Annotated in this window: 12 protein-coding genes; 7 read left to right on the top strand and 5 right to left on the bottom strand. The window is 69.7% G+C overall.

All coding sequences use genetic code 11. From position 1 onward, the window contains the following. The 4 genes from ACYVE7_RS18280 to ACYVE7_RS18265 all read left to right on the top strand — a co-directional run. A partial coding sequence (locus ACYVE7_RS18280) for an NPCBM/NEW2 domain-containing protein (protein ID WP_460365998.1) occupies positions 1-710 on the top strand: 710 nt, incomplete at its 5' end. Beyond that, complete coding sequence (locus ACYVE7_RS18275; RefSeq protein ID WP_460365996.1) at positions 707-2,620, top strand: FHA domain-containing protein; 1,914 nt, start codon at positions 707-709, stop codon at positions 2,618-2,620. The genes ACYVE7_RS18280 and ACYVE7_RS18275, both read left to right, overlap by 4 nt. A gap of 159 nt (positions 2,621-2,779) precedes the next feature. Then, on the top strand, positions 2,780-3,163 hold the full coding sequence (locus ACYVE7_RS18270; RefSeq protein ID WP_460365994.1) for a hypothetical protein: 384 nt from the start codon (positions 2,780-2,782) through the stop codon (positions 3,161-3,163). A 144-nt stretch (positions 3,164-3,307) separates the two neighbouring features. After that, positions 3,308-3,721, top strand: coding sequence for a hypothetical protein (locus ACYVE7_RS18265; RefSeq protein ID WP_460365992.1), 414 nt, complete (start codon positions 3,308-3,310; stop codon positions 3,719-3,721). Between the two features lie 102 nt (positions 3,722-3,823). Here the strand turns inward: ACYVE7_RS18265 and ACYVE7_RS18260 are convergent, their stop codons facing one another. Then, the gene (locus ACYVE7_RS18260; protein WP_460365990.1) at positions 3,824-4,237 is read right to left on the bottom strand and encodes a hypothetical protein; all 414 of its coding nucleotides are present in this window, start codon (positions 4,235-4,237) and stop codon (positions 3,824-3,826) included. A 666-nt stretch (positions 4,238-4,903) separates the two neighbouring features. Then, a complete protein-coding gene (locus ACYVE7_RS18255) occupies positions 4,904-6,634 on the bottom strand; it encodes a pentapeptide repeat-containing protein (RefSeq protein WP_460365988.1) in 1,731 nt (576 codons plus the stop codon). Positions 6,635-7,052: 418 nt separating this feature from the next. On the opposite strand from ACYVE7_RS18255, the gene ACYVE7_RS18250 reads away from it, so the two are divergent. Then, positions 7,053-7,649 (top strand): hypothetical protein, encoded by a 597-nt coding sequence (locus ACYVE7_RS18250; protein WP_460365986.1) that lies wholly within the window; start codon positions 7,053-7,055, stop codon positions 7,647-7,649. Between the two features lie 56 nt (positions 7,650-7,705). After that, entirely contained in the window at positions 7,706-8,269 is a 564-nt protein-coding gene (locus ACYVE7_RS18245; RefSeq protein WP_460365984.1) for a hypothetical protein, read from the top strand. Between the two features lie 13 nt (positions 8,270-8,282). On the opposite strand, the gene secD is transcribed toward ACYVE7_RS18245, so the two are convergent. The 3 genes from secD to ACYVE7_RS18230 all read right to left on the bottom strand — a co-directional run bounded on the left by secD (position 8,283) and on the right by ACYVE7_RS18230 (position 11,342). Next, positions 8,283-10,436 carry a protein translocase subunit SecD gene (gene secD, locus ACYVE7_RS18240; protein ID WP_460366000.1) on the bottom strand — a complete coding sequence of 718 codons (2,154 nt, stop codon included), beginning with the start codon at positions 10,434-10,436 and terminating at the stop codon, positions 8,283-8,285. 60 nt (positions 10,437-10,496) lie between these two features. Beyond that, positions 10,497-10,832 (bottom strand): hypothetical protein, encoded by a 336-nt coding sequence (locus ACYVE7_RS18235; RefSeq protein WP_460365982.1) that lies wholly within the window; start codon positions 10,830-10,832, stop codon positions 10,497-10,499. A 141-nt stretch (positions 10,833-10,973) separates the two neighbouring features. After that, on the bottom strand, positions 10,974-11,342 hold the full coding sequence (locus ACYVE7_RS18230; protein ID WP_460365980.1) for a hypothetical protein: 369 nt from the start codon (positions 11,340-11,342) through the stop codon (positions 10,974-10,976). A gap of 271 nt (positions 11,343-11,613) precedes the next feature. Here ACYVE7_RS18230 and ACYVE7_RS18225 point away from each other — a divergent pair. Next, a partial coding sequence (locus ACYVE7_RS18225; protein ID WP_460365978.1) for a serine/threonine-protein kinase occupies positions 11,614-12,485 on the top strand: 872 nt, incomplete at its 3' end.

The following is a 12,485-nucleotide window of genomic DNA, read 5'->3' as shown; positions in this document are numbered from 1 at the left end:
CCGCCCCCACCCCGTCCGCGACGATCACGGAGACCGCCGCCCCGACCGCCCCGGTCAGTGTTGCGCCGGGACGGCTGCCCGATCTGCGCGGCAAGTCGCTGACCGAGGTCAGGGCGGCCCTGCCGGTCTCCGTCAACGTGCAGACCGAGCTCACCCCCGCCCCGGCGGGCACCCCCGACGGCGTCGTCCTCGGCCAGGACCCCGAGCCGGGCGGCGCGATGCCCGCGTCCGTCAAGGTGACGGTGTCGAGCAGCAAGCCGATCACCTATCTGGCGGACCTCTCGCCGACGTCGGGCGAGCTGTACGACACGAACGACGGGGAGAAGTACCTGCTGTCGGGCAGCGTCCAGCCGCACGCGCTCGGCGCCGGCGGCTCCTGCTACAACACCGAACGGCTGGTCGAGTACGACCTCGGCAGCCACTACGAGCGCCTCATCGGCGTGGTCGGCATCGACGACACGTCCCCGAACAGCAAGGGCAAGGTCAACCTCGAGGTCTACGGCGACGGCACCAAACTCGCCACCTTGTCGGCGACCCTCGGCAAGCCCGCCGACCTCAACGTCTCCATGACGGGCGTGCTCCGGCTCCGGTTCCGCTGGGTCATGACCGACTGCGCGGGCCGCGCGACCTTCGTCCTCGGCAACGGGCAGCTCGTGTCCGCCGACGGCTACAAGCCCAACCCCTTCCCCACGGACGGCGCCGGCGAATGACCGGAGGCGGGCTGACCATCGAGTACGCCGGGGACAGCTTCACGTTCGGCCCCGGCGAGACCGTCACGGTCGGCCGGGGCCCCGACTGCCGGCTCGTGGTGATCGACACCAGGGTCTCCAGGCTCCACGCCACCCTCAGCCACGACGGCGCCGGCTGGCGCCTCACCGACGAGAGCACCAACGGCTGCTGGACGACCGGGGCCCGGCAGCCGGACGGCCCGCTCCGCACCCCCCTCGACCTCCGTCTCGGCCACCCCACCGAAGGCCCGCTCCTCACCTTGACGTCCGAGGCGCGCGGCCCCCGCCCGGCCTCGCCCGTCGTGGTCGGGGCGCGGACCACCGATCTGTCGACGTTCGGCCCGCTCGACGGGGCGGCCGAGGAGCCGCCCCGCGAGCCCGTCCGGCTCAGGGACGGGCTGACGCTCGGCCGCGACCCCGGCAACGACGTCGTCCTGATGGACGCCCTGGTGTCCCGCCGCCATGTCCGGATCGACCGGTCGCCCGGCGGCGTGTACACGGTCGCGGACCTGGACGCGACCAACCACGCCTTCGTCAACGGGGCGTCGGTCGCGGGTTCCGCGTCGCTGCGCGACGGTGACGTCCTGACCGTCGGCCGGATCAGGCTGCTGCGTGCGGGGGAGCGGCTCTTCCCGTTGCCGCCGGTCCGTGACAACGGCCTGGCCGTCTCCGATCTGCACCACGTCACCTCCGAGGGGCGATCCCTGATCAGCGGGCTGACGATCAGGCTTCCCGGTCCGAGTCTTCTCGCCGTCATCGGCCCGGCCGGCACCGGAAAGTCGACTCTGTTGCGCCTGCTGTCAGGCGAGCTCGCCCCGGCTTCCGGTGAGGTCCGCTACCACGACTCCGATGTCACGACGAGCGCCGAGATCCGCACGTTCATCGGCGTCGTCCCTGGCGTCCCGCCCTCGCACGGCGGGCTCACCGTGCTCGAAGCGCTCTCCTTCACGGCCGCTCTGCGCCTTCCGCCGGGCCCGTCGCACCGCGTGCACGCCGTCCTGGCCGAGCTGTCCCTCACGGACGAGGCCCACACCCGCGTCCGTGATCTCCCTCCGCATTTCCGCCGTCTCTTCGCCCTGGCCGCCGAACTCCTCACCCACCCTTCTCTGCTCCTTCTGGACGACCCCACCGCCGGTCTGGATCCGGCCCGCTCCCACCACGTCATGCGCCTGCTCAGAACCCTGGCCGACGGCAACCGTCAGATCGTCATCGCCACCCACGACCTCACCCATCTGGCCCTCACCGACCACACCCTCGTCCTGGGCCCCGGCGGCCGCGAGATCTTCCAGGGCCCCACCCGTTCCCTCCCGCAGATGTTCGGCGCCACCCCCTGGCCGGAGATCTTCACCAGAATCGCCTCCACCCCCACCCCACCGACCCCTCCTCCACCCACCCGCCCGATTCCGCCACCACCCCCGCGCCTCCGCCTCACCGACCCTTCGCTCCGCCGCAAACTCCGCTCCCAAACCCGCACCCTCGCCCACCGAGACCTCCGCCTCCTCACCACCGATCCCCCCGCCCTCCTCCTGGTCGCGGCCCTCCCCGTCGTCCTGGCGACCCTCACCATCGCCCTGACCTCCGGTTCCACCGTCCCCCTCCGCACCTCCGCCACCCTGAGCGCCTTCCTCCTGTCCACCCTCGCCCCCCTCCGCTCCCTCTGGTCCGCCTCCTCCTTCCATCACCACGAACGAACCGCCGGCCTCCTCCCCACCGCCTCCTCCCTCGCCACCTTCCTCACCTCCACCACCACCGCCACCCTCCAAACCCTCCTCTTCCTCACCCTCCTCCTCCCTTTCCGCCCCGCCCTCCCCTTGCTCCCTCTCCTGGCCCTCCCCCTGGCCGTCATCCCCCTCACCCAAGCCCTCACCACCCCCCTCCTCCGCCGTCCATGAGACGCCCGAACCACCCGGTACTCTGCGGCGGATGGACAGTGCGCGAGCAGTCTCGCCGCCGACTCCGACGCCAAGGTCCTCAAGGCCATCGCCACTCACCCGGGCCTTTCCGAGGCTCAGCTCCGGGCCATGGTCGACCGGCACGGTCGACGTGTCGCCGTGCGCGTCGCACGCAACCCGGAGACTCCGCCCGCGCTCCTGGAGGAGATCTCCAGGCTCCAGCCTCCGGTCAAGCGAGCACTGCGAGAGATCGCGCAACATCCACGGGCCACCGTGCCCGCCCTGGCGTCCTGCTTGAAAGACCCGATCGCCCGACCGATCGCCGCCGGCCACCCGGCCCTGCCGGCAGAGATGATCGTCGCCTTGCTCGACGACGCGATCCCGGCCGTCGCGGAAGGAGCGGCCGCCAACCCGTCCCTCCCGACCCCGGTGATGTTCGCCCTCACTCGCTCGCGCCTGGAGGCGTCTCACGCCGCGACCCTGCCCGGCACCTCCGGGCGGAGCGGCTCGGCGGCAAGCCCGCCCGGAGCGCCGACCTTGTGACGGTGCCGCGCTCGACTCCCAGCTCAAGGTGAACCACTCCGAGCGGGAGCGGAAGTGTCCGACCCCCTCCCTATCGTGGTGAGTGCATTGATCGAACGTGCTCTCCGGCCGCGTGAACAGCGGCCCGACCGAGGAGTTCCCTGTATGTCGTCTGCGTTTGACGCTCTGCTGGGTCAGCCACTCGATCCGCCGCCTCAAGTGGATCGGGAGGGGCTGCGTGAGCGGCACGGGGTGGTGTTACCGCCGGACTACCGGCGCTGGGCTGAGAAGTATCCCGAGTTGTTCATCAACGAGGTGCTGCCGGTGCCGCACCCGGGCGCTCCCCTCGGGCGCGACACGATGTCGCAGGCCGAGGTGCTGCTCGAACGGATCAGGAGGGGCGGCTACGAATCGCCTCTGCGGTTAACCGCGTCGGTGCATGTCGTCGTGGACGGCTTGACGGGGAAGGCGGCGGAGGTCGAGCCGAGGGCGTTCCCGCCGTTGTGGCCGGAACCCAGAGGGCTGCTGCCGACGATCACGAGTGGTGGCATCTCGACGGCTCGTGGGAAGCCTTCATGATCTGGCTGCTGTCAGGAGACGCCGAATGCCCGCTCTTCCCGGACTTCGACGGCTTCGTCGAGGTCACTACCCTTCCGTAGCCGCTCCACCGCCGGATTTCGGCTAGGGAGTACCGGACATGCCGGGGAAGGGCCGGCGAGAGCTCAAGTAAGGACGGCCGTCGGCGGCGATGACCGGTCGGCTTCCGAGCGGTTCGTCGAGCTGGGCGGTGACAGGGCCCGTCGTCGCGCTCAACGTGCAGTCACCATCGTCACTTTCGATTTCGATCGAGAACTCGACGCGATCACTCGATTGCTTGAGCTCCTTGTGGACGGTGTCGCAGTCACCCCACGTGACGACCACGGCGATCGTCCGCCCATCCGGCGAGACGGAAACCCCAGCATCACTACCGACCTCCTCAATGGATCCGGACGAAAAGCCGAACACCCCGGCACCACCGAAAACCACGGACATCCCCATGACGACCGCCAGAACGATCACCAGCGGGGCTACGACCAAGATAAGAAAACGCTGCACGGAAACTCCAGGAAGAGAACGTCGCCGAAGCATAGACGCCATAGGCCCAGCATGAGTCGTCGCCCTGCGTATCCGCCAAGCACCTAACGGACGTCCTCAGCGCCGTCCAGGGACATGACACCTCCACGCTTACAGCAGCATCGGCGACACTACGCACAGTGACGTCTTAGTGACGACGCTCAGGCTCGCGGCGTCAACGCAAGGGGATGGCGTCCCGCTTCACCGGGAGGGACAGGCACCGCGCCTACGCCGAATCGTCGGCGCAGACGTTAGCTCGGGGAAAGCCGCTCAGGACGCGAAGAGCGCGTGAAGACACGCCTGATCGACATGCGCGTCGCAGAGCGGACAGCGCGTTGCGAACTGGTACAAGCCGCCCCAGGACGGCAGTCCGCCCTCGGGGCAGAGCGCGTTGACCCGCCCACCGCAGACACGGCAGCGAAAGCCCTCTCGCAGATGAACGAGGAGTACACCGACGAGATCGTCGACCGTCCACTCGGCCGTCCTCTCAGGGTCGGGAACACGCGCCCCTCTCGGCCGCAGCACCACGAGACCGTACCGCCCTCGGCACGAACCCCGATCCGAGCGCTCGAACGTCGAGTAGTCCGCGCTAGCGCCGATCAATCCGAATGCCTGGGCCTCGTCTCGCCAGGCCCGACGCCGGGTCGATCAAACGGGTGGAAGGGATGAGGAGAGCCACTGCGGTGGGAGCAGCAGGCCAGCGGGTAGCGGGGCATTCGAGGGCAGGTTTCGTGGATGATCACCGGCTGCATCCCTGAAGCTGACGTGGCCTCCGTCGAACCAGGCGGCCCCGAATTCTGCGGTGTCCCCCTCGAACCACGCGTGTTCGAAGCCGACGGTGCCGTTGATGAACTGCGCGCCGGCGAAGGCGACTTTGCCACTGGTGAACTGGGCATTCTGGAAGCTCACGTCGCCGCCGTCGAAAGTCGTGGATGCGAAGCTGACGAAGGCGCCCTCGAACTGCGCGACCGTGAAGTCGATGTCGCCGCCGGTGAACGTCGCGCCGACGAAGTTGACGATGCCGCCACCGAACGCCGCGCCCAGGAAGGTGATGTTGCCGTCGGTGAACTCCGTGTGTGTGAGGTCGATGTCGGTGCCGGTGAACTTCGCGGTCGTGAAGTCGACGGCGCTGCCGGCGAACTGGGCGCCTTCGAAATCGACCCGGCCGCCGGTGAACTCGGCGCCCCGGAAGTCGACGGTGCCGCCGGTGAACTGCGCGCGTTCGAGGTCGAAGGTGCCGGCGGTGAACGTGGCGTCAACGAAGCTGACCCGGCCGCCGGAGAAGACGGCGCGGTGGAGGTCGCCGCCGTCGAAGACCACGTCGGTGAAGTCGAAGTCGTGGCCCTGCCAGGACACGGCGGCGTTCTCACGCAGATGGTTGCCGATGAGGCGGATGATGGTGTGGCGGACCTCGCGGAAGCCTCGGTAGCGGTGCCGTAGCTCGGCTTGGTCCGGTCCGTCGCCCGGGTTGGGCCGGTAGGGCAGGCGCAGGTAGGCGCACAGTACGTCGATGCAGGTCTGGCGCAGGACGCGTGTGGGGGCGTCGTCGGCGAGACCCGCCAGAGCGTGGACAGCGCCGAGCCGGACGGCCGCTGATTCGTCACCGAGCTGGCTGACGGCGGTGGTGAACCGGTCGGAGTGCAATTTGGTAGCCTCGCGCAGCGCCGCGGCTTCGTCGACGCGCTGACGCCGGTAGGCGACGACGAGGGCGACGAGACCGCCGGCACCCGCGACGACGCCGAACGACAGCTTGATCAGGTCGAACAGCGTCTTGGACGAAAGCTGTTTCTCGGCTTTCAGGCCGTGAACGTCCAGCAGCTGCAGGCCGGTGACGAACACCAGGGCGGCGATGCTGATCGCGGTGATGAACGTCAGGGTGAGCGCGATCCCGACCGGGACCAGCCGCAGCGGTGGCCGCACCCAGTTCTGCTCCTTCCTCGGTTGGGAGGAAGGTCGCCATCGCCGCATATCGCCCATGATCGGCAGCGTACGGATCCATGAAGATCGAGGACCGCTGAACGCCGCGAAATTCCAGCTTCGAGTCGGCGCCAGCAGGCCCCTTGCGCAGAACTCCGGCTGGCGGCCGGTGAGGACGTGCCGACCCCGCGCGGTCGCCGGGGCATCTTCAGCGGGTCCTGCGGTTCGTTGGTTGGGGGCGTCGGTCACCTTGGTGGCGTCGCGTCGCGCGGAGGCCGACGTGTCGTACGACTGGTTGGCGGAGGAGAGACGGGTACGCGGTGGCACCGGAACACCATCCGATCCGGGAGGAAGCAGTTCTTTGCCGAGTCGGCTGAGGCGAAGCGCTGTCGTTACGGGCCAGACGTCAAGGGTGAAGTGCCTCTGATGAGGGGCGGGCTTCCTATTCGGCATCGGGATCATTGGCGAGGCGCTCTGCGACGGGGCGGCGGTACGCGTCGCTCAGGCGCGGATTCTCGGTGAGGACGCCCGGTCGTGTCTGGTGGGGTCGATGCGGGCGTGGGCGCGGCGAGCATCCCCCTTTCGTCGTAGGCGTTGGGGTCGGGTCGGGTGGGTCGGAATATGCGGTCCGAAAGGTCGTATCGGAGGCCCTTGGCTGCGGTGTCGTGTCGGTGATGTTCGGTGCCGGGGTCATCTGTCATGAGGGCGGAGCGGAGTGCGGTCGTCCTGCGCGCTCCTTCTTGGGGCCTAACGGGCAGGTGGGGGTTTCCCTCTTGGAGGGGAGCGGGTTCCATCCGGTGGGCGAGGCGTCGTGCGGGGGTGGGTGTGATCGTTGGAATCGCTCGAGTGAGCGACTTTCGATGGCCCCTGAGGAGTACAAATGACCGTTCGCCATGCCGCCGTGCCAGCCGCGACCGGGAGGCTGCGCGCTGCCTGGGACAGCGCGCACGCTCCGGTGTCCGGAGTTCCGCGGTGGGCTCGCATTGCCGCCTATGCCATTCCGTTCACCGTGCTTCCCTCCGGCCTGTGGCGGATCGCGGCCGTTGTCTTCGAGGTGGACGGTGATGGGGCGCACGGTACGGGGCAGCTTCCGTCGTGGTTGCCGGGCCTGGGGTACGTCATCGCGTTGTCCGTCTTCTCGGAACTTGTCGCGTTCACCGGGATCGGGTTGGTCGCGCGTTGGGGTGAGGTGTTCCCGCGCTGGATCCCGTTCGTGGGCGGTCGGCGGGTTCCGGCGAAGGCCGCGGTCATTCCCGCGTCCGTTGGCGCTGTGGTGTTGACGGTTCTGTGGACGGCCGCGTGGGTCACTGATTTCGCCGGAGTGACTCTGCGAGGCGAACCGACTCCTGCGGACTTCCCCTCGCAGGCGGGTGGCTGGGAGGCGGCGATGTATTACGTCTGCTACCTGCCGCTCCTGCTGTGGGGGCCGCTGCTCGCCGTCGTGACCTATGCCTACCACCGCCGCCGCAACCACTGACCGCGCACGACCCAGTTTTGGAGCATCTCGTGACCAGCCTTATCGAAACTCCTCTTTTGCCGCGGCTGCGGGCCGCGTGGAGGGCCGCGCACACTCCGGTGGCCGGGGTTCCCCGCTGGGCGCGGATCGCCGCTCTGGCCATCCCGTTCGCGGTTCTGCCGACCTGTCTGTGGCGGATCGCGGTCATCGCCCTGCACCTGCCGATCGCCCGCGGCGATCAGGGCTCGGGCGACATCCCCGGCTGGCTGCCCATGGAGCTGTACGTGGTCGTGCTGTCGATCCTGTCCGAGCTGCTGGCGTTCGCCGCGGTCGGGCTGATCGCAGGCTGGGGAGAGGTGTTCCCCCGGTGGGTTCCCGGCCTGCGCGGCCGGCGGGTACCGGTGGCGGCCGCGGTCGTTCCCGCCGCCCTGGGCGCCGCCGTCCTGACGGTCCTGTGGACGGCGGCGGCGATCAGCACCCCGTTCGGCGACGACGTCCACGGAGGCGACGGGCCCCTGGACTACCACCACTGGGAAGGAGTGCTCGCCATCATCGTCTACGCACCGCTGCTGCTGTGGGGCCCGCTGCTCGCCGCGGTCACCGTCGCCTACTATCGCCGCCGCACCGCCGCCGACCGCTGACGGCGGGAGGACGTCATCCCGTTTCGGGCACGGCGGCAGGGTTCGGCCGGGTGGCGCGTCGGCTCTCCATGAGGACGGCCAGGGGCATGGCGGTGAACACGCTGGACCAGGTGCCCACGGCGATCCCGATGAGCAGGGCGAGCGCGAAATCGGTCAGGGAGCCGCCGCCGAGGACGGCCAGGGCGGTGAGGATGAACACCGCGCCGATCCCGGTGTTGACCGTCCTCGGGATGGTCTGGAGCGCCGCCCGGTTGGCGTGGAGCACGTAGGGCTCGCCGGCCTCCCTGATCCGGTCGAAGACGACCACGGAGTCGTTCACCGAGTAGCCGATGACCGTCAGCAGGGCCGCCAGGAACACCCCGTCCACGGGACGGCCCAGCCAGGCGAAGAACCCGAGGACGATCAGCACGTCATGGGCCATGGCCAGCACCGCGGCGGCCGCGAAGGTCCATCTGAACCTGATCGCCAGATAGATCTGCTGGGCGAGCAGGGCGACGATCAGCGCGACCAGCGCCTTGCGTTTCAGTTCGTCCCCGAGGCTGGGGCCGATCATCTCGTCCTGCTCGACCTGCCCGCCGACCGCCTGCTGGATCACCTGCCGCTGGGACTCGGTGAGGGTTCCGGTCCTGACCGAGACGCCGGTCTCCGTCTTCTGGACGATCGCGTCCGGCCATCCGGCCTTCGCCACGTTCTCCCTGGCAGCGTCGGCGGACTGGCTCGTCGCGTACTCGACCATCCGCCCGCCGGTGAACTCGACGCCCAGGTTCAGCCCCTTGGCGGCGAGCCCCGCCACGCTGACGGCCAGCGCCACGGCGGAGAGCGTCAGCCAGATCCTCTTGCGGCCCAGGAGATCGGGTTCGCTGCTCTCGATCTTCCGCCGCACCGGTCCCACGCCCGCGAGGCCCGTCAGCCCCGGCCTGACCCGGGGGAGCGCCGCCACGGTGAGTACCCGCGTGAGCACCATCGCGGTGAACAGGGAGGCCAGCACGCCCAGGCAGAGCGTCACCCCGAACCCCTTGACCGGCCCGGACGCCAGGAAGAACAGCAGTCCCGCCGCCAGCAGCGTGGTCAACGAGGAGTCGGCGACCGCGCTCCAGGCCTTGGCGAACCCGGTGTGCAGCCCCACCCTGACCGTCCTGCCGGCCGCCACCTCCTCCCTGGCCCGCTCGAACACCAGCACGTTGGCGTCGATCGCCATCCCGATGGCCAGCACGAAACCGGCCAGGCCCGGCAGGGTGAGCGTCGCCCCGAGCGCCACCAGCCCCGCATAGGAGATCAACGCGTAGGCCAGGAGCGAGACCACGGAGAGCACCCCGGCCAGCCGATAGGCGACCATCATGTAGACCGCGGTCAGCAGCACCCCGATCACCGCCGCCTTGGCACTGGCCTCGATCGCCGCCGCCCCGAGGCTCGGCCCCACCACCCGCTGGTCGATGATCTCCACCGGGACGGGCAGCGCGCCGCCCTCGATCAGAGCCGCCAGCCCCTGGGCCTCCTCGGCGGAGAACCCTCCGGTGATCTGCGTGGACCCGCCCATGATCCCGGTCCCGCAGCCCACCTGCGCCGCGACCTGCGGCGAGGAGACCACCTTCCCGTCCAGCACGAACGCGATCCGCCGCAGATCTCCTTGCCGGCAGGCCGCCGCTCCCGTCGCCTTCGCCCAGGCGTCGCCTCCGTTCCCGCGGAAGTCGACGCTCACCGACCAGGTTCCCAGGCTCTGCGGATCGCTTCCCGCAGCGGCGCCCTTGATCTCGTCGCCGGTGAGCAGCGCGGGCCCCAGCCGCACCGGCCGCCCGTCCTCGTCGGTTTTGACCACGTCCCCGTCCGCGGGCTTGGTGCCGACCACGGCATGAGCGCTGAGCTGAGCCGTCTTCCCGAGCGCGGCGACGGCCTCGGCCGGATCTCTCACCTCGGGCAGCTCGACGATGATCCGCTTCTCGCCCGCCCGGGTCAGCGAAGGCTCCGCCAGCCCGAGCGCGTCCACCCGCTTCCGCAACACTTCGAGGGCCCGATCCGCCTCCTCGGCCCCACCGGACCCCGTCTCCAGCACGATCTGCGCCCCACCGCGCAGATCCAGCCCCAGCCGAGCCGACTGGGAGAACACGACGAACACCGCGCAGACGACCATGCCCACGGCAAGGACCGCCCGCACCACTTGGGTGCGCACCAAGACAACAACCTCCACACAGGAGCGACCCGAGACCTCGAAGGCCCCGGCTGAAAGCGTCTACTCCCGTGCGCCCGGCGGCCCCCGGCACGCCGCCACCTGTCCGACGGCCCAGCGCAGCTCACCCGGCTCGTCCTCAACGAGGAAAACCCCGACCCAAGGCGCCCTGACCTTGACGTCCTCAGGCAGCACCCCGGCCTGCACGACCGGCGTGACCAGCTCCCCGCCCCGCTCCGTCGCGACGGCGACGACCGCCCCCCGGCACCCCCCTGCCGCATGCATCCCGGGCAGCTCCTGCGCCGCCCGAGCCGCCCCCACCCCGGGCAACGCGAACCCGAGCAGCCCGAGCAGCACCACAAGAAGCCGCCCGGCCACCGCACCCCGGCCCGCCGTCATGCCCCCTCAACGCCCAACCCCCGAGCAAAGTTGCCCCAACGAGCCACCCTCGCTCCACCGACCGCCCGCCCTCCTGCGGCCCGACCACGATCCACGGAACAGGCCTAGTCCCGCTCTGCTTCCGCGCTCACCCGAGGTGGCTCAGTCCCCAGCCGACGAACCGTGCGCCGGGTCCTCCACTGTTCCGCGCTGGTCGTATCGCGCCGCTACGACGCGATCGAGATACCACCAGAGCGGAATGACGACGAGGACGCACAGCGTCATCGCCGCCATGTTGACGTCGTCGACGAGGTTGTACTGGTCGGGGCTGTCGTAGACCTGGATCAGGTTCTTGGCGATCACTGCGGCCGCCAGGAGAAGGTCGGCCCACAGGCGGATGCGCCTGCTTCGTGTCGTGTCCGGGTGCCTCCGGAAAGGGAGCCATCCGCGATACCGGGCGACGATCATCACGACGAGCAGAACCGGCGTGACAACGATGAAGGCGTGGAACGCCCAACTATGATCATCCATTTCAAGATCATCATATTCGGGCGGAAAGCCCCAGGTTCGACCGTAGGGGGTCCGGCCGCCGTGGCCGTCGCCGCTGCGGTTTCAGTCGGACCCGGACGGAACCGTTGTCGGCGATGGTGACGTAGTCGGCCCGCCGGTCGCTGCGAACGGCACCGTCACCTGTTCGCCGTGTTAAGAGACTCAACCAAATAGCCACACGGAACATGCTCATATAGGGGTTCATGGTGGCCTAAGCTGCCGCCTCGGCAGGTCGCGATCCCGATGGAGCAGCGTGGACACTTTCGAACAGGGTGCGGGCACGGCTTGGCGGGTGCCTGGTTTCGAGCATCTGACGTTGCTGGGCGAAGGGGGGTTCGGGGCCGCCTTCCTGGTCCGGGAGGGTGAGACGGGGCAGGTCGGGGTGCTGAAGTACGTGGCGACCTTCGATGAGGGAGCCCGTCGGGATTTTCGGCGTGAGTCGGCGCTGCTGAAGGGTGTGGCCAGCCCCTATGTGGCGCGGTGGTTCGGCCACATGGAAGGCCCCGGCCACGCGGCGATCTTCATGGAGGCGGTGCGCGGCGTCTCGCTGCGGGCTCTGCTGGACGAGCGCGGGCCGTTGGCTCCCGAGGCCGCGCTCACCGTGCTCAAGGGCTCTTTGCTGGGGCTGGCGGCCGCCCACGCCCGGGGTGTCGTGCACCGGGACTACAAACCGTCGAACGTCATAGTCGGCCCGGACGGGGTGAGCAAGCTCATCGACTTCGGCATCGCGGGGCTCGTCGGGGAGAAGGCGTCGTCGGGCACCCCGCACTACATGGCGCCCGAGCAGTGGGCTCGCCTCCCCTCGACCGCGGGCACCGACGTCTACGCCGCGACGTGCGTCTTCTACGAATGCCTGACCGGCCGGCGCCCCTACGACGGGACCGGTCTCCACGAACTCCGCGCCCAGCACCTGAGCGCCGAGCCGCCACCGGCCGGGTCCTGGCCCGAGCTGAGCGCGCTGCTCGCCAGCGGTATGGCCAAAGCCCAAGATCAACGTCCCACGGACGCGCTGACGTTCGTCGCCGAGCTGGAGCTGGTGGCGGGCCAGGCCTACGGAGCGGACTGGGAGTCGCGCGGCTGGGCGATCCTGCGCGCGGCGGCCGCGGCGTTGGCGCCGCTCGCGGC

Source organism: Actinocorallia lasiicapitis (genome assembly GCF_054778695.1).
The sequence above is the reverse complement of the archived record's forward strand: the minus strand, read 5'-3'. Positions and strand labels throughout refer to the sequence as shown.